Below are 16391 nucleotides of genomic sequence, written 5' to 3'. Positions count from 1 at the left end.
ATGGGCCGGTGCAATTCGGAGCGAAGTATGACCAAAACCACCAAAAGCAAAGCATCCCTGGCCGGCCCAATCCAGCCTTCCAGATCGCCGATCGTTTCATCGGCGCATCTGGCGGCAGGCAAAAGTGCGGAGATGAGCGAGTTCGAATTCGGACTCATCATCGCCGGTAACGCGTTTGATCGCTGGCTTGTGCGCTGCATGTCTGCGGCCGGGGTCAAGGACATGACCACCACCGAGGTCCTGGTGCTGCACCACATCAACCACCGTGCGCGCGAAAAGAAACTGGCCGATATCGCGTTCATCCTCAACATTGAAGACACCCACGTGGTGAACTACGCGCTCAAAAAGCTGCAAAACCTGGGATTCGTGCAGACTCAGAAACACGGCAAAGAGGTCCTCTATTCGACCAACGAAAAAGGACAGGAAGTCTGCCAGCGCTACTTCGACGTCAGAGAGCAGGTATTGGTATCGAATCTCACCGGCAGCGGAACCGAATCGTTCGAACTTGCTGAGTTGGCGCGTTTTTTGCGGATGCTATCCGGGCTGTACGATCAAGCATCGCGTGCGGCAACCTCGCTGTAACAGCCTTTCTTGATTTTAGACGCACAGCAAGGCCAGATGACCCACTTTCTATTGCGCGGCAGCCTGCTGCACCGTTTTAATTAAACGCTGCAACTGAGTAAAGCCGAACGGCCAATCTTCCAAGCCGGATTCGGCGTTGATATGGCCTAACGCACCTGCATTTACAAAATCGCATCCCCAAATAGCGGCCCAGTCAGTCGCGTGGGAACTTGTCATCCACGGGTCGTTGGTGCTGCCGATGACGAGGGCAGGGCAGGTTAGCCGTGCATTGCGCAAGGTGTGCTCCACGCCGAATTTTTCCGGGTCGGCGGGGGCTACCAGCAGCGCGCCCGCCAGCTTGAACTTGCCATCACCGGCGGCGTGCACTGTGGTCAGACAGCCGAAGCTATGTGCCACGATCAGCGTGGGCCGGGATGACTTGCGCAATACTTGCCCCAATCGCTCGGACCAACGCGGTAGTTCAGGCCGGCTCCATTGCTCCTGCTCGACGCGCTCAAAGGCGGGATAGCGCTGCTGCCAGCGGGTCTGCCAATGGTCAGCGCCGCTGTTGTGCAGTCCCGGTACGATCAGAACCCGATAATCCGATAGGCGTAGTGGCGTCATGCTGCGGCGCTGGCTTGCAATGTCGGTGCGGCAGATAAATCAGTCGATTTGACGCCAATGCGCGATGCAGATGTGTCCAGCGAGGCTGCCTGACTCTGTCGGCAGCAGCACACGGAGGTCGCCGCCTGCGGCGTGTCGTGCAAACTGGCCAGATATTTTTGCAGGGCGGGAAAAGACATGGCGATACCTCCGGCTAGAAAATTACAACAACTTGGCGATGGATACTTCGGTCGCCTTCACCAGTGCGACGACTTCGGTGCCGATGACCAGGCCCAGATCCTTGACCGAGCGCGTGGTAATGACGGAGGTGACGATGCCGGCCGGGGTTTCGATATCGATTTCGGACACGACCGAACCTTCGATGATGGCCTTGACTTTGCCCTTGAATTGATTGCGCACGTTGATTGCCTGGATGCTCATGGTGTTTCCTTATGGTGGGTTGGTGAATAAATATAAATGATGGAGTATCGTGTTTTTGATGCCATTTTCCGCATGTTATTAATGCGTGTGTGTTAAATACACTGTCCTAGTATGGTGGTGCAGGCACGCAAGCCTGCACTGCTAAATTGCCCACATCACCTGGCTGACGGTTCTCTGCAGCGAGACGTCGCCCAGCGCCGCATCCGGGCCGGATGAAGGATGTTTCAGCACCCGCGCCAGGATCTGTTCCTCCAGCTGCGCGAAGGCGGCATTGCCGCGTGCCCGTGGCCGCGCCAGCGCGATGCGCTCGTCGAGCGTAATCTGGCCGTCTTCGATCAGCACCACGCGGTCCGCCAGCGCAATCGCTTCCTGCACATCGTGCGTGACCAGCAGCGCGGTGAAGCCGCGCCGCTGCCACAGCGCTTCGATCAATTGCTGCATTTCGATCCGGGTCAGGGCATCGAGCGCACCGAGCGGTTCGTCCAGCAGCAACAGTTCCGGGTCGTGCACCAGCGCCCGGGCCAACGCCACGCGCTGGCGCTGGCCGCCGGACAGCACGGCCGGCCATTCGCCGGCGCGCTCTTCCAGACCGACCTGGCGCAGCGCATTGGCAGCCGCCGCGCCGGCGCGCGGCAAGCCCAGCGCAACGTTGTCCAGTACGCGCTTCCACGGCAGCAGGCGCGAGTCCTGGAACATGATGCGGGTCTCGGGCTTATGCCCATTCTCGGCAAAGGCGATGTTGCCGCTGTCGGCCGGCTCCAGCCTGGCGATCAGCCGCAACAGCGTGCTTTTGCCGCAGCCGCTGCGCCCGACCACCGCGACGAATTCGCCGGCTTCGATGGTCAGCTCGACCGCCTTCAACACCTGACGCTCGCCGTAGGATTTCGACAAGCTCTGCACCGCCACGCGGATGCCGCGTTTGGTTGGCACTGGAGCAGGGGCCGCAGCTGCCCGAACTCGGGCTTGTTCAATCAGACTGATTTGCATAGTCATTCCTTATTTATCGATAGCCGGGATGCCAGCGCAGCCAGTAACGCTCCAGCCCCCGCGACAGCACATCGGCCAGTTTGCCCAGCAGCGCGTAGAGCAGAATGCCGACCAGCACGATGTCGGTCTGCAGGAATTCGCGCGCGTTCATCGTCATGTAACCGATGCCGGACTGCGCCGAAATGGTTTCGGCCACGATCAGCAGCACCCACACCAGCCCGAGCGAAAAGCGCACGCCGACCAGGATCGACGGCAGGGCGCCCGGCAGGATCACGTCGCGATACAGCGGCCAGCCCGACAGGCCGTAACTTTTCGCCATCTCGATCAAACCCTTGTCGACCGAGCGGATGCCGTGGAAGGTATTGAGGTAAATCGGAAAAAATACTCCGATCGACACCAGAAACAGTTTTGCGCTTTCCTCGATGCCGAACCACAGGATCACCAGCGGAATCAATGCCAGCGCCGGGATATTGCGGATCATCTGCAGCGTGGTGTCGAGCAGGGTTTCGGCAGTCTTGAAAGAGCCGGTCAGCAGGCCCAGCAGCAAGCCCAGGCCGCCGCCGACCGCAAAGCTGCTGATGGCCCGCCATAGACTGACGCTCAGATGGGTCCACAGCTCGCCGGAGACGGCCAGCGTCCAGGTCGCTTGCGCCACCGCCAGCGGCTCCGGCAGGATGCGGCTGGAGAGCCAGCCGAGCTGCGCGGCGATTTGCCATGCCAGCAGCAATGCCACCGGCACCGCCCACGGCGCCAGCCGCACCAGCAGCTTTTGGCCGGAAATCAGCTTGGCTTTGATAACCGGCGCGCTGCCGGAAATCGCGTCCGGCGAAGTTGTAATTACTGCGCTCATGCTATTCTCCTTTTCATCGACATTAGCTTTGCGCCGCTTTGGGCAGGATGTCGACGGCGATGACTTCGCCAAACGGCCCGGTCAAGGTTTGGTCGCTCGATCTGGCCTTGCCTTTGCCTAGCAATGGGAATACCAGTTCGGCGAAGCGATAGGCTTCTTCCAGATGCGGATAGCCCGACAGCACGAAAGTTTCGATCCCCAGGTCCTGGTATTCCTGCATCCGCGCCACGATGGTTTCCGGATCGCCCACCAGCGCGGTGCCGGCACCGCCGCGCACCAGCCCGACGCCGGCCCACAGATTGGGCGACACTTCGAGCTTGTCGCGCTTGCCGCCGTGCAGCGCACTCATGCGGCGCTGTCCTTCGGATTGCATGTTGCCGAAAGCCGCCTGGGCCCGCGCGATCACCTCGTCATCGACATGGCTGATCAATTCTTCGGCCGCTTTCCAGGCGGCGTCGTTGGTTTCGCGCACGATCACATGCAGCCGGATGCCGAAGCGCACGGTGCGGCCATGCGTGGCGGCGCGGGCGCGCATGTCGGCGATTTTTTCCGCCACCGCTGCCGGCGGTTCACCCCAGGTCAGATACACGTCGACCTGCTCGGCGGCCAGTGCGTGCGCGGCCGGCGAGGAGCCGCCGAAGTACAGCGGCGGATACGGTTTTTGCACCGGTGGATACAGGGTCTTGGCGCCTTTGACTTGCAGATGCTTGCCGTCGAAATCGAAACCCGCCGCGCCGCCTTCTCCGGCCAGCGAGGCGCGCCAGATGCGCAGGAATTCGTCCGAAATTTCATAGCGTTCGGCATGGTCGGCATGCAGGCCGTCGGCTTCCATTTCGCCCTGATCGCCACCGGTGACGACGTTGACCAGCAGCCGTCCTCCGGACAGGCGATCGAAGGTGGCGGCCATGCGCACCGCCAGACCCGGCGTACTCAGGCCGGGGCGGATCGCCACCAGGAATTTCAGCTTTTTGGTGGCGTCGATCAGGCTAGCCGCCACCACCCAGGCGTCTTCGCAAGAGCGCCCGGTCGGGATCAATACGCCGTCATAACCCAGCGTGTCGGCGGCCACCGCCACCTGCTTCAGATAGTCGTGATCGACCACGCGCGCGCCCTGCGTGGTGCCGAGATAGCGGGTGTCGCCGTGGGTAGGTAAAAACCAGAATACGTTCAAGCTCATGATGGGGTTCCTTGCTTTTAATGTAGGGCGAAATAGTGTGGTTTTGGTGGAGCGCACCTGGGCGCGATCAACGGCTGCAGTCTGGCGACTGCTTTCGCGCCCGGGTGCGCTCCTACGGGAACTGCTTCGGTTTGGACTTCTTGTAGCGGGCTGCATAACGTGATTATTTGAGGGCGAGAAAAGCGCTGCTGACGCTGATTTTTTTCGGAATCAGCTTCAGATCGGCGAACACATCGGCGATTTTTTGCTGCGCGTCGATCACCGCCGGTGTGACCGGCCTGACGCCATACGTATAGCGCTGTGCCGCCAGTGCAAGCACGTCCGGCTCCAGCCCGGTTTGGGCCGACAAGACAGCCACCACTTCTTTCAGATTCTGGCTGCTCCATGCATCGACTTTGTCGAGTTCTTCAATCAGAATTTTGATGATTTCCGAATTTTTTTCCGCATAAGGGCGGGCGGCCAGGAAGAATTGATGATTGCTGACCAGGCCGGTGCCGTCGGCCAGGATGCGGGCGCCGATCTGTTTTTCCGCGGCGGCCAGGAACGGGTCCCAGATCACCCAGGCATCGACGCTGCCGCGCTCGAAAGCGGCGCGCGCATCGGCTGGCGCCAGAAAAATGGTCTGGATATCGGTGTATTTCAAGCCCGCCTTTTCCAGCGCCCTGACCAGCAGGTAATGCACGTTGGAGCCCTTGTTCAGCGCGACTTTCTTGCCTTTTAGTTCGGCCACGGTTCTGATCGGCGATCCCTTTGGCACCACGATCGCTTCGGCCAATGGCGCCGGCGGTTCGTTGGCGACATACACCAGATTGGCGCCGGCGGCCTGCGCGAAAATCGGCGGCGCTTCGCCCACGGTGCCGAAATCGATGCTGCCGACATTCAAGCCTTCGAGCAGCACCGGGCCCGCCGGAAATTCGGTCCATTTGACGTCGATGCCCTGACTGGCAAGGCGTTTCTCCAGCGTGCCGCGCCCTTTCAGGATCGTCAGCGTGCCGTATTTCTGAAAGCCGATGCGCAGCGTTTTTTTGTCTTGGGCCTGGGCGAAATTCGGGATGCCTGCTGCAATCACGCCTGCGGCTGCGGCAGATAACAGTCCCAGGGTGCGGCGCTTGGCCTGGCGTTTTTGATGCGAGATGGTCATGTTTTGTCCTGGTATTCAAAAATTTTGTAAAAGCACCCCCACCGGCTCAGGCAAGAGCCGTTTTTTTGTACAGTAGGGATGCCGCTGTGTGGCAGGTTTTATCGCAGCGCGATGATGCAGCCGTCGCGTCAGATGTTAAATGTCAGACGCTACATCGCACTTGGGAAAACGGCACCGCGACGAAAGTGTTGGTTGCTTTTCGCAGCGTCAGCAGGCTGGCCGACAATTGTTCGACGCCTTGCGTCACGCGCCGGGCAATGTCGTTTTCCAGCGTCAAGCCGAGTTCCGGCGACCATTGCACCTGCGCATCCGTGGCATAAATGCTCGGCAATACATGTCTGGCGGACAAGGTCGAGAGCACTGGGCGCAACGCGTAGTCGAGCGCCAGCATGTGCGACTGGCTGCCGCCGGTGGCCAGCGGCAGCACCAGCTTGCCGGCCAGGCCATCCTGCGGCAGCACATCGAGAAAGGCTTTCAGGATGCCGCTGTAGGCCGCCTTGTAGACCGGGGTTGCAATCACTACCGCATCGGCTTCTCTGACCTGATTCTGCGCAAATTTCAGATCGGCATCGCCAAAGTCCGCATGCAGCAAGGCTTGCGCCGGCAAGTCGCGCACCTGCAGCTTGACGTAGCGGTGTCCCAGCAATGCCAGCTTCTCGCCGACATGGTGCAGCAGTCGGGTTGAGCGCGACGGGTTCGACGGGCTGCCGGCGAGCAAGAGGATGTTCATCATTTTCCTTATTGATGGGGCGTATAGGTGGGAGCTGGGATCAAGCAGTTCTCAGATTGCGAGCTTACTTCTTGCCCGGCTGGTAAATCTGATCGAACACGCCGCCATCGGCAAAATGCGTTTTCTGCGCCTTGGTCCAGCCGCCTGCCACGTCATCTATGGTGAATAATTTCACTTTCGGATATTGCGCTGCATATTTTTTCACGGCGGCGCCGGCGGTCGGACGGTAGTAATTTTTAGCCGCGATGTCCTGTCCTTCTTCGGTATACAGATAGTGCAGATAGGCTTCTGCCAGCTTGCGGGTGCCGTGCTTGTCGGCCACTTTATCGACCACTGCCACCGGCGGCTCGGCCAGAATGCTGACCGATGGTGCGACGATTTCTACCTTGTCCGGACCGAGCTCCTTGATCGCCAGCAAGGCTTCGTTTTCCCATGCCAGCAACACATCGCCGATGCCGCGTTCGACAAAGGTGGTGGTGGCCCCGCGTGCGCCGGAATCAAGCACCGGCACGTTCTTGTACAGTTTGCTGATGAATTCCTTGGCGCTGGCTTCGTTGCCGCCCGGCTGTTTCAGTGCATAACCCCAGGCTGCCAGATGGTTCCAGCGCGCGCCGCCGGAGGTTTTCGGATTCGGCGTGATGACGGCGACGCCGGGTTTGACCAGATCGTTCCAGTCCTTGATGCCTTTCGGGTTGCCCTTGCGCACCAGGAACACGATGGTCGAGGTGTACGGCGAACTATGATGCGGCAAGCGCTTTTGCCAGTCTTTCGCGATCAGGCCGCGCTCGGCAATGGCGTCAATGTCATACGCCAGCGCCAGCGTGACCACATCCGCTTCCAGCCCATCGATTACGCCGCGTGCCTGTTTTCCGGAACCGCCGTGCGATTGCTTGACCCTGAGGTCGTCGCCGGTTTTGGCTTTCCATTGCTTGGCGAATGCGATATTGAAATCCTGATACAACTCACGCGTCGGATCGTAGGAGACGTTGAGCAACGTGACTTCCGCCGCCTGCGCATTGGGTGCAATCAGTGCGGCTGCAAGCGTCGACAGGATTATTTTCTTGAGATCCATCTGCATTTCCTTTGGAGTTATTTTTTGCTGGAATATGCAGATTAACTGGGCGTAAAAGGATTAAGAACGAATCCTTTCACGCATCCATATGCGGATATCGCATATGGAGGTGGGATGGCGATGCGAGGCTGGTGGGGCCGCTTTGCAGGAAAGGGCGCAGGAGGTTTTTAGCTGCGGCAGTGTGCCGTGGCGGGAGGTGAATCTATACTAGGCAAGGGTATTTTTAATTTCCGCAATATTCATATGCGGTAATCGCCATGTTTCTTTATATACTCCCGTATAAATTTAGTTTGAATCCAATATTTACTGGATCAGCAAGCCATTCACCAGTTCCAGATCCTGCTCCTGCAGGGTGCCTGCGGCTGACTTTAATCGCAGTCCATTGACAATGGTGTCGTAGCGCGCTTTAGCCAGATCGCGGCGGGTGGAGAATAGCTGCTGCTGCGCATTCAGGACGTCGATGTTGATGCGCACGCCTACCTGATAGCCGAGCTTGTTGGCGTCCAGCGCCGACAGGCTCGATACTTCGGCCGCCTCCAGCGCGTTGACTTGGGCCAGGCCGCTGGTGACTCCCAGATACGATTGCCGCGCGCTTTGCGCTGCGCTGCGGCGTGCCGTTTCGAGGTCAAAGCGGGCCTTGTCTTCCAGCGCGATGGCTTCGCGTACCCGGCTGGTAATGGCGAATCCGGAGAATAAGGGAATGCTCCACTGCACTCCAATGGTATTCGTATCGCCGGCTACGCTGACGTTGTTACTCTGGTTGCCATGGTTGCGGCTGGCTACCAGATCGACGCTCGGATAGTGGCCGGCGCGGTTTTTGGAGATGTCTCTCTGGGCGATTTCGAGTCCGATCTGGGAGCCGAGCACGCTGGTATTCTGTTGTTCTGCCGAGCTGACCCAGTTGCCGATCTGGGCCGGTTGCGGTGGGCTCAGCGTAACGCCGGTTTTGAGCTTGGCCAAGTCGCCCGGCGTGTTGCCGATGATTTGTTGCAATGCTGCGCGCTTGATTTCCAGGTCGCTCTGTGCTGCATATTCCTGCGCCAGGGCCAGGTCAAAACGCGCCTGTGCTTCGTAGCTGTCGGTGATGGTAGCGGTGCCGACTTCGAAGTTTTGCTTGGCCGATTCCAGTTGTTCGCTGATCGCTGTCTTTTGGGCCTGCACGAAGCCAATCGTGTCTTGCGCCGTCAACACGTCGAAATAAGCTTGCGAGACGCGCAGTATCAAGTCTTGCCGGGTTTGGGCAAACTGGGCTTCGCTGAGTGCGACAGAGAGTTTGCCTTGTTCGTATTGCTGCCAGTTGGCCCAGCGAAATAATGGCTGCGAAAGCGTCAGGCTGTAACTGCTGCCGCTGAAAGTTTGCCTGTTTTCAAATTCGTTGCGACTGGTGCCGCCGGACAGGCCGACGCTGGGCAGCAGGCCGGCGCGCGCTTGCGGCAGCTGCTCCTGGCCGGCGCGCAGATTCGCGCGGGCGCTGGCGTATTGGGCATCATTGACTAGCGCCTGCTGGTAAGTTGTCAGCAAATCATCCGCTTGCACATTCACTGAGATGAAGGTGCAAGCGATGAGTGTGGCGATAACGGAATTGCGCATTAAGTTCCTCGGTGGAGTCGGTCAGAAAAAAATAAGTAAGGTCAATAAGTCGGCATCGATGCATCAACCTGCTGGGCCCAGGCATGCACGCCGCCAGTCAGGTTGATGATGTGCGAAAAGCCGTTATTTTCCAGAAAATGCGCCACCTGCATGCTGCGCCCGCCGTGATGGCAGATGCAGACGATCGGCATATCTTTATCCAGCTCTCCATGCCGGGTCGGAATCGTATTCATCGGGATCAATTGCGCGCCGGCGATGTGGCAGGTGTCGAATTCCCACACCTCGCGCACATCCAGCAGCAGCGGTTGTACCTGCGACGCGTCCTGCATCAGTTGCGCCAATTCTGGGGCAGTCATGTGTTGCATCGAAAGGTCCTTAAAAGGAGAAGTGCGACGGCGTGAGTGCGTTGCGCAGCGGTTTCTCGTTGGTTTCAAAAAGGTTGATGGTGCTGTACGCGGTGTCCGACATGCGGGTGGTGAGTTGCCCGGTCATGGCAGGAGCATCGCCGATGATTGCAAAGATGCGGCCGCCGACCTTGATTTTTTTCAGGAAGGCGTCCGGCAATACCGGCAGCGAGCCGGAAATCACGATCACGTCATAGGATGCGGTATCGCCGCCCTCGCTGCTGGTGCCACTCCAGCCTTGGGCGCCGTCGCCGAGAAGGGTGGTGACATTGCTGATCCCATAGCCGGACAGATTCTTGTCTGCCAGCGCCTTCAGCTCTGGCTCGATTTCGATGCTGGTGACGTGGCGTGCCTTGTAACACAGCAGGGCCGCCATATAGCCTGAGCCGGTGCCGATTTCGAGCACGTTTTCATGTTTTTGCACTGCAACTTCTTGCAGGATGCGCGCTTCCATCTTGGGCGTGAGCATGTTTTCGCCGCAAGGCAAAGGGATTTCGGTGTCGAAAAAAGCCAGGCTCTTGTAAGCGGCGGGGACGAAAGCTTCGCGCTTGACGACTACCAGAAGGTCCAGGACATCTTGATTCAGCACGTCCCAGGGACGGATTTGCTGTTCAATCATGTTGAGGCGGGTTTGCTCGATATTCATGTTGGCGTCCAAAAAAAATTATTGAAGGAGGGATAAGGGGAGAAAAAATGCATTTTATCAAACGTGATCGGCGCTTCTATAGCGGTAATTTTGTTGCTGCATCATTATCGGCCGATGGTGGTACCGAGCCCAGCTTGCGTTTGCACCACAGCGCCAGGTCGTCCAGATAGGTATATATCACCGGCACCACCACCAAGGTCAGCAGCGACGACGTGATAATGCCGCCGATCACTGCCTGGCCCATCGGGGCGCGCTGCTCGGAGCCTTCCGCCAGGCCGAAGGCCAGCGGCATCATGCCGAATACCATTGCCAGCGTGGTCATCAGGATCGGGCGCAGCCGCACATGCGCGGCTTCCAGCAGCGCAGCATGGCGGCTCATGCCGGCATGGCGCATCTGGTTGGTGAAATCGACCAGCAATATTGCATTCTTGGTGACCAGCCCCATCAGCATGATGAGGCCGATGATGGAAAAGATGTTCAGCGTCGAGCGGAACATCATCAGCGCCAGGAAGGCGCCGATCAGCGTCAGCGGCAGCGACGACATGATCGCCAGCGGTTGCAGGAAGCTGGCGAATTGCGATGCCAGGATCATGTATATGAAGACGATCGCCAAGGCCAGCGCCGCCAGCGCATAGTTGAATGATTCATTCATGCTTTTGGTCGCGCCGCCCATCTGGTAGCGGTAGCCCGGCTGCATCGCGATCGAATCGAGCGCCTGCTTGACATCCCGGCTGACTTCTCCGGCCGAGCGGCCGACCACATTGGCCGATAGCTCGACTTCGCGGTTCAGATCGCGCCGGTTGATCTGGTTGGCGCCGGTGGTGGCGGTGATGTCTGCAACCTGGCGTAACTGCACCATCTTGGGCGAGCCGTCGGCGTTGGACTGGGTGCTGGTCAGCATCAGGCGCGACAGGTCGTCGATATGGTTGCGGTCCGACGGCGCCAGGCGCACATTGACATCGTAGTTTTCGTCGTCCGGTGCGCGCCAGCTGCTGGCCGCTTCGCCTGCCAGCAGTGGGCGCAGAGTGTTGCCGATTTGCGCCACGCCGATGCCCAGGTCGGCGGCCAGGTTGCGCTTGGGTTCAATCGAAATAGTCGGCTTGGCGGCTTTCAGGCTGGAGTCGAGATCGACCAATCCGGGTATCGCGCGCAGCTTGGCCTCGGCCTGTTCCGATAGTCTGGCCAATTGCTCCAGGTCGCTGCCTTGCAGGCTCAGGCGGATTTGCTTGGAATCGCCGCCGACACCGTCGAGCGTGCCGATATGGGTTACGCTGATGCCGGCAATGCGCGACAGTTGCGTGCGCAGCGGCCCGGAGAGTACCGCGGTGCTGCGCTCGCGCTGGGCGCGCGGAATCAAACGCACGAATACGGTGGCGGTGTTTTTCCCCTGCGAAGCGCCGGTATTGATGCTGGAATAGGTGTCGCGCACTTCGGGGAACTGGCGCAGCGCCGCTTCCACCTGATGCACCTTGCTTTCGGTGAGTTCCAGCGAAGAGCCGACCGGCGTGGTGAAGGTGACGCCGGTTTCCGAATAATCCGCCTGCGGCACGAATTCGGAGCCGATCAAGCCGCTGGCCGGCAGCGCCAGCCCGCCGACGAAGCTTGCCAGCGCAATCAGTAGCGTCAGCCCGCGGTGTCCGAGCGACCATTTCAGCAGCACTTGATACGCGCGCGAGAACCACGACACCAAGCGTTCGAACTGCGCCAACACGCGTCCGATGGTGTTCGCATACCAGCCGCTGCGCCGCTGCACGCCATGCGCATCTGGGTCGGGCCAGATCGACGACAGCATCGGGTCCAGAGTAAACGATACGAACATCGAGATCAGCACGGCGGCCGCCACCGTGACGCCGAACTGGTGGAAGAAGCGCCCGATGATGCCGCCCATGAAGCCCACCGGCAAAAATACCGCGACAATCGAGAACGTGGTCGCCAGCACCGCCAGACCGATCTCGGCGGTGCCTTCCAGCGCCGCCGTCTTGTGATCTTTGAACCTTCCGTTCACTTTCATGCCGGCATGGCGCACGATGTTTTCGCGCACCACGATCGCATCATCGATCAGCAGGCCGACGCACAGCGACAGCGCCATCAGCGTGATCATGTTGATGGTGAAGCCGAACATGTTCATGAATAGGAAGGTGCCGATCAGCGAAATCGGCAGCGTCAAGCCGGTAATCACGGTCGAGCGCCATGAATTGAGGAACAGGAATACGATCAGGATGGTCAGCAACGCGCCCTCGATCAGCGTGCGGCGCACGTTCTCGACCCCGACCCGGATCTGGCGCGAGCCATCCTTGATGACTTCGATTCTCACCCCCGGATACAGCGCTTTCAGGCGCGGTTCCAGATCCTTGAGCGCGGCTTGCAGATTGTCGGCGATCTCGATCGTGTTTTGCCCTTGCGCCTTAAGTATGTCCAGAGCCAGCGTGCGCCGGCCGTTATACAGCGCCAGACTTTCCTGTTCCTGCTGGCCATCGACGACTTGAGCGATTTGCGACAGCTTGACCGGCTGGCCGCCGCGCTGGGCTACGATGATGTCGCCGAAATCCTGCGCGCGCTGGATGCGGCCCTGCACCTGCACCACCTGTTCGTCGGTAGAGGCGCGGATCGCGCCGGTCGGCAGTTCCTGATTTTCGTTGCGCACGGCATTGATGACTTGCTCGACGCTGATGCCGAGCGACTCCATTTCGAGCGGCTTGACGTAAATCTGGATTTCGCGCTTGATGCCGCCCACCAGCGTCACCGCGCCGACGCCGCGCACATTTTCCAGCCGTTTTTTAACCACTTGGTCCGCAATCGTGGTCAGGTCACGGAAACTGCGCTGCTGCAATGTGGCGTCATTGGTCACTGCAACCGAAAAAATCGGCTGGTCGGCCGGGTCAAAGCGCGTCACACGCGGTTCCTTGACTTCTTTTCTGAAAGTGGTCTTGATCAGCGCCACTTTTTCGCGCACGTCCTGTGCGGCCTGGGCCGGGTCGATAGTCAGATCGAATTCGATGATGACAATCGATGCGCCCTCAAACGAGCGCGAGGTCAGGCTGTTGATGCCGTTGATGGTATTGACCGCTTCTTCCATCTTGCGGGTCAGGTCGGATTCGACCGTTTCGGGCGAGGCGCCCGGATAATCGGTTTGTATCACCACCACCGGAAAGGTCACGTCGGGGAATTGATCGACCCGCAAGCGCTGATAAGAAAACAGCCCCAGCACGACGAAGGCCAGCATCATCATCGTCGCCAGCACGGGGTTGCCAATACTGATGCGGGTGAACCACATGGCCTATTCTTTCCGGGCTGCAGTTGCAGCGCTGGCAGCGTCGGTGGCCAGGCGGGCCTGCGTTCCGGCTTGCAGATTGCCGAGATTGGCCTTGACGACTTGCGCGCCGCTGGTCAGGCCGGCGCTGATTTCGACCGCAGCGCCGTTGCTGTCATTGCCTTCCAGCCCGAGCGTGACGGTTTTTTCCGTCAGCACGCCGTTTTCGACTGCATACACAATGGTTCTGCCATCGACTTGCCGGATGGCAGATTGCGGCACGCTGAGTACGCCGCTTTTTTGCGACAGCGTCAGCTCGGCCTGGCCAAACATGCCGCCGCGCAGTGCCCCATCGGGGTTATCCAGCAAGATGTAGGTCAGAATCGAGCGCGAACCGGCCTGGGTGGTCGGGTTGATGCGAACCACGCTGCCGGCGACCACTCGCGGCATGCCGTCGACCCGGATGCTGACCGGCTGGCCCAGCTTGATCTGGGCGATATCGGTGGCCGGCACCGAGGCTTCCATTTCCATCTGGCGCAAATCGACGATTTCCAGCAGCAGATTGTCGGCCGATACTTTTTCGCCTGGCTGCACCGAGCGATGGCTGATCAAGCCGGCAATCGGCGCTCGCAGCACGGTGTCGGCCAGGGATTTTTGCGCTATATCGAGTGCGCCTCTGGCTGAATCGATGTTGGCCTGTGCGATCGCGTACTGGCTGGCCGAATTGTCAAATGCATTTTTGGAAATAAAACCCTTGTCCAGCAACGCGAGGTTATTGTCGCGGGCTTTGCCGGCAATCTCCAGTTGCCCGCGCGCCGCCTGCAGCGCGCCGGTAGCCTGGGCGATCCGGGCTTGATATTCGCTGCCATCGATCCTGATCAAGACCTGGCCGGCAGTGACCGCCGCGCCTTCGCGCACCAGCACCTCGCGTATCTCGCCGGCAACTTTGGCTTTGACGACAGCCTGGTCGCGCGCACGCAAGGCGCCCGATACGGTAATAGTTTGCCGCAGGTCGTGCGGCGTGACTTGAATCAGGTCGCTGGCGAGAAATTCCAGCGCGGGCACAGCGGCTGTGGGCGTTATGGCTGGGGCGGGCGCCGCGCTGCGGATTTTGAGTGCGATTGCCGCGCCGGCGACCAATAGCGATAGCGCCAGAATTGCCAGTGCAATCCGAAAGGATCGTTGTTTTAGCATGGGAGGGTTGTTTGTGGAGATTCGGCCGTGCTTGCATTCGCATTCGTAGTCGCGGTGTCTTTTTGCAACATGCCGTACAGGCACAGATCGACAAAATTATTCAGGTAAACCAGCGGCGAGACCGGTTTGATCTGGCAATTGCAGAATGCATGCTGAGACATCATCAGCATGATCGTCGGGGCGATAATCGCCTGCGTCGTCAATTGCGCATCGATCTGGCGGAACTCGCCACGCGCCATGCCGCGCTCCAGTATGCGAGCGATCATGGTGGTGCCGCGCAAAATAATTTCCTGATGGTAAAACTGCGCCAGTTCCGGGAAGTTGCCGGACTCCGCCATCATCAACTTGGTAATGCCGGAGAGCTTGGTGTCGCCGATGCGCTGCCACCAGCCCAGCATGATGTCGCGAAACAGGTCGGCGCTATGGCCGTCAAAAGTGCCTACTAGCGCTTCAGCGTCTCCTAGCACCGGCAGCAAGTGTTCCCGCACCACCGCCTTGAACAAGTCTTCCTTGTTGGTGAAATATAAATACAAGGTGCCCTTCGATACGCCGGCCCGGGCCGCGACGTCGTTTAGCCGCGTCGCAGCAAAACCCTTGTCGACGAACAAATCCAGTGCCGCTGCCAATAACTCCTGGGGTCGCTCGCCCTTACGGCGCTCCCAGCGCGGTTTGTTTTCTGTTGGAGTGCGCATGCAGAATGTAAAAAAATGAGTAACTTACTTTAGAGTCAGTAATGTAAGCGGCAAACCGGGTGCCGTCAATGGCCCTGATAGGAACCTGTAAAATAGCCCGCTGTAGTCGAATTTTGCGATGGCACCCGCACCGCGCGCCCGGATGCGGGTTTTTTATTGACGCATTTTATTGGCGTATCTCATTGACGTATCTTTCCCACTTTTACCAAAATAATCATGGATATCACTCTTGCGCTAAAAGCACTCATCATGGGCCTGGTCGAAGGTTTTACCGAATTCTTGCCAATCTCGTCGACCGGCCATCTGATCCTGGCCGGCAGCCTGCTCGATTTCACCGGCGATAAAGTCAAGGTGTTCGAGATCGTGATCCAGGCTGGCGCGATGCTGGCCGTGTGCTGGGAATACCGACAGCGTATCGGGTCGGTTCTGTCCGGCTTGCTGACGGACGCCAAATCGCAAAAATTCGTCATCAATCTCATCATCGCCTTCCTGCCGGCCGCGTTGCTGGGCTTGCTGTTTGCCAAGAAAATCAAGGCAGTCCTGTTTTCGCCAGTGTCGGTTGCGCTGGCATTCATCGTTGGCGGTTTCATTATTTTGTGGGTCGAACGCAGGAATAAGACCAATCCCATTGCGGTGCGCATCGTCTCGGTCGATGAAATGAGCGCGCTGGATGCCTTCAAGGTCGGTTGCGCGCAGGCGTTCGCGCTGGTGCCGGGCACCAGCCGCTCCGGTGCGACGATTGTCGGCGGCATGCTGTTCGGCCTATCGCGCAAGGCTGCCACCGAGTTTTCTTTCTTCCTGGCGATTCCGACCTTGCTGGGCGCCACCGTGTATTCGATTTACAAAGATCGGGCGCTGCTATCGATGGCCGATCTTCCCCTGTTCAGCATCGGTACCGTGGCGGCATTTGCGTCCGCTTTCCTGTGCGTGCGCTGGTTGCTGCGTTATATCAGCAGCCACGATTTCACCGCATTCGCCTGGTATCGGATCGCGTTCGGCCTGGTCATCCTGGGCACTGCGTATAGCGGCTCCGTCAACTGGGTTGGATAAGCT

At 59.2% G+C, this 16391-nt stretch carries 17 protein-coding genes; 2 read left to right on the top strand and 15 right to left on the bottom strand.

From position 1 onward, the window contains the following. Positions 1–27: 27 nt before the first annotated feature. Complete coding sequence (locus tag FKCLFG_RS10310; RefSeq protein ID WP_472613002.1) at positions 28–582, top strand: winged helix DNA-binding protein; 555 nt, start codon at positions 28–30, stop codon at positions 580–582. Positions 583–630: 48 nt separating this feature from the next. On the opposite strand, the gene FKCLFG_RS10305 is transcribed toward FKCLFG_RS10310, so the two are convergent. From FKCLFG_RS10305 to FKCLFG_RS10235, 15 genes are all read right to left on the bottom strand, one after another. After that, the gene (locus FKCLFG_RS10305) at positions 631–1185 is read right to left on the bottom strand and encodes an RBBP9/YdeN family alpha/beta hydrolase (RefSeq protein ID WP_472613001.1); all 555 of its coding nucleotides are present in this window, start codon (positions 1183–1185) and stop codon (positions 631–633) included. Beyond that, entirely contained in the window at positions 1182–1364 is a 183-nt protein-coding gene (locus FKCLFG_RS10300; protein ID WP_472613000.1) for a hypothetical protein, read from the bottom strand. Before FKCLFG_RS10300 ends, FKCLFG_RS10305 begins: the two co-directional genes overlap by 4 nt. A gap of 22 nt (positions 1365–1386) precedes the next feature. After that, the gene (locus FKCLFG_RS10295; protein WP_472612999.1) at positions 1387–1605 is read right to left on the bottom strand and encodes a TOBE domain-containing protein; all 219 of its coding nucleotides are present in this window, start codon (positions 1603–1605) and stop codon (positions 1387–1389) included. Between the two features lie 141 nt (positions 1606–1746). After that, a complete protein-coding gene (locus tag FKCLFG_RS10290) occupies positions 1747–2592 on the bottom strand; it encodes an ATP-binding cassette domain-containing protein (RefSeq protein ID WP_472612998.1) in 846 nt (281 codons plus the stop codon). 13 nt (positions 2593–2605) lie between these two features. Continuing rightward, positions 2606–3442: an aliphatic sulfonate ABC transporter permease SsuC gene (gene ssuC, locus FKCLFG_RS10285; RefSeq protein WP_472612997.1), complete on the bottom strand. Its 837-nt coding sequence runs from the start codon at positions 3440–3442 to the stop codon at positions 2606–2608. Between the two features lie 22 nt (positions 3443–3464). Then, positions 3465–4613, bottom strand: a complete 1149-nt coding sequence (gene ssuD / locus FKCLFG_RS10280) for an FMNH2-dependent alkanesulfonate monooxygenase (protein WP_472615839.1) — start codon at positions 4611–4613, stop codon at positions 3465–3467. Positions 4614–4782: 169 nt separating this feature from the next. Beyond that, complete coding sequence (locus FKCLFG_RS10275; protein WP_472612996.1) at positions 4783–5760, bottom strand: sulfonate ABC transporter substrate-binding protein; 978 nt, start codon at positions 5758–5760, stop codon at positions 4783–4785. A 142-nt stretch (positions 5761–5902) separates the two neighbouring features. Continuing rightward, positions 5903–6490, bottom strand: a complete 588-nt coding sequence (ssuE, locus tag FKCLFG_RS10270; RefSeq protein WP_472612995.1) for an NADPH-dependent FMN reductase — start codon at positions 6488–6490, stop codon at positions 5903–5905. A 64-nt stretch (positions 6491–6554) separates the two neighbouring features. Then, positions 6555–7562 carry a sulfate ABC transporter substrate-binding protein gene (locus FKCLFG_RS10265; protein WP_472612994.1) on the bottom strand — a complete coding sequence of 336 codons (1008 nt, stop codon included), beginning with the start codon at positions 7560–7562 and terminating at the stop codon, positions 6555–6557. A gap of 303 nt (positions 7563–7865) precedes the next feature. Beyond that, positions 7866–9152, bottom strand: coding sequence for a TolC family outer membrane protein (locus FKCLFG_RS10260; protein WP_472612993.1), 1287 nt, complete (start codon positions 9150–9152; stop codon positions 7866–7868). A gap of 41 nt (positions 9153–9193) precedes the next feature. Then, the gene (locus tag FKCLFG_RS10255; protein ID WP_472612992.1) at positions 9194–9517 is read right to left on the bottom strand and encodes a rhodanese-like domain-containing protein; all 324 of its coding nucleotides are present in this window, start codon (positions 9515–9517) and stop codon (positions 9194–9196) included. Positions 9518–9527: 10 nt separating this feature from the next. Further along, entirely contained in the window at positions 9528–10202 is a 675-nt protein-coding gene (locus FKCLFG_RS10250; RefSeq protein ID WP_472612991.1) for a protein-L-isoaspartate O-methyltransferase family protein, read from the bottom strand. Between the two features lie 76 nt (positions 10203–10278). Next, positions 10279–13476: an efflux RND transporter permease subunit gene (locus FKCLFG_RS10245; RefSeq protein WP_472612990.1), complete on the bottom strand. Its 3198-nt coding sequence runs from the start codon at positions 13474–13476 to the stop codon at positions 10279–10281. 3 nt (positions 13477–13479) lie between these two features. Next, positions 13480–14646, bottom strand: a complete 1167-nt coding sequence (locus FKCLFG_RS10240) for an efflux RND transporter periplasmic adaptor subunit (RefSeq protein WP_472612989.1) — start codon at positions 14644–14646, stop codon at positions 13480–13482. Then, positions 14640–15338 carry a TetR/AcrR family transcriptional regulator gene (locus tag FKCLFG_RS10235; RefSeq protein ID WP_472612988.1) on the bottom strand — a complete coding sequence of 233 codons (699 nt, stop codon included), beginning with the start codon at positions 15336–15338 and terminating at the stop codon, positions 14640–14642. Before FKCLFG_RS10235 ends, FKCLFG_RS10240 begins: the two co-directional genes overlap by 7 nt. Positions 15339–15554: 216 nt before the next feature. Between FKCLFG_RS10235 and FKCLFG_RS10230 the strand changes: the two genes are divergently transcribed. Beyond that, positions 15555–16388 carry an undecaprenyl-diphosphate phosphatase gene (locus FKCLFG_RS10230; protein WP_472612987.1) on the top strand — a complete coding sequence of 278 codons (834 nt, stop codon included), beginning with the start codon at positions 15555–15557 and terminating at the stop codon, positions 16386–16388. The last annotated feature ends 3 nt before the right edge of the window (positions 16389–16391 follow it).

The sequence above is a fragment of the Gelidimonas denitrificans genome (genome assembly GCF_055694065.1).
This window is presented reverse-complemented; position numbering and strand designations above follow the sequence as displayed.

Coding starts and splice junctions, on each gene's coding strand:
- FKCLFG_RS10300 (WP_472613000.1), bottom strand. CDS start 1,364: ATGTCTTTTCCCGCCCTGCAAAAATATCTGGCCAGTTTGCACGACACG.
- FKCLFG_RS10260 (WP_472612993.1), bottom strand. CDS start 9,152: ATGCGCAATTCCGTTATCGCCACACTCATCGCTTGCACCTTCATCTCA.
- FKCLFG_RS10275 (WP_472612996.1), bottom strand. CDS start 5,760: ATGACCATCTCGCATCAAAAACGCCAGGCCAAGCGCCGCACCCTGGGA.
- ssuE (WP_472612995.1), bottom strand. CDS start 6,490: ATGAACATCCTCTTGCTCGCCGGCAGCCCGTCGAACCCGTCGCGCTCA.
- FKCLFG_RS10265 (WP_472612994.1), bottom strand. CDS start 7,562: ATGGATCTCAAGAAAATAATCCTGTCGACGCTTGCAGCCGCACTGATT.
- FKCLFG_RS10295 (WP_472612999.1), bottom strand. CDS start 1,605: ATGAGCATCCAGGCAATCAACGTGCGCAATCAATTCAAGGGCAAAGTC.
- FKCLFG_RS10250 (WP_472612991.1), bottom strand. CDS start 10,202: ATGAATATCGAGCAAACCCGCCTCAACATGATTGAACAGCAAATCCGT.
- FKCLFG_RS10230 (WP_472612987.1), top strand. CDS start 15,555: ATGGATATCACTCTTGCGCTAAAAGCACTCATCATGGGCCTGGTCGAA.
- ssuC (WP_472612997.1), bottom strand. CDS start 3,442: ATGAGCGCAGTAATTACAACTTCGCCGGACGCGATTTCCGGCAGCGCG.
- FKCLFG_RS10245 (WP_472612990.1), bottom strand. CDS start 13,476: ATGTGGTTCACCCGCATCAGTATTGGCAACCCCGTGCTGGCGACGATG.
- FKCLFG_RS10240 (WP_472612989.1), bottom strand. CDS start 14,646: ATGCTAAAACAACGATCCTTTCGGATTGCACTGGCAATTCTGGCGCTA.
- FKCLFG_RS10290 (WP_472612998.1), bottom strand. CDS start 2,592: ATGCAAATCAGTCTGATTGAACAAGCCCGAGTTCGGGCAGCTGCGGCC.
- FKCLFG_RS10305 (WP_472613001.1), bottom strand. CDS start 1,185: ATGACGCCACTACGCCTATCGGATTATCGGGTTCTGATCGTACCGGGA.
- FKCLFG_RS10235 (WP_472612988.1), bottom strand. CDS start 15,338: ATGCGCACTCCAACAGAAAACAAACCGCGCTGGGAGCGCCGTAAGGGC.
- FKCLFG_RS10255 (WP_472612992.1), bottom strand. CDS start 9,517: ATGCAACACATGACTGCCCCAGAATTGGCGCAACTGATGCAGGACGCG.
- FKCLFG_RS10310 (WP_472613002.1), top strand. CDS start 28: ATGACCAAAACCACCAAAAGCAAAGCATCCCTGGCCGGCCCAATCCAG.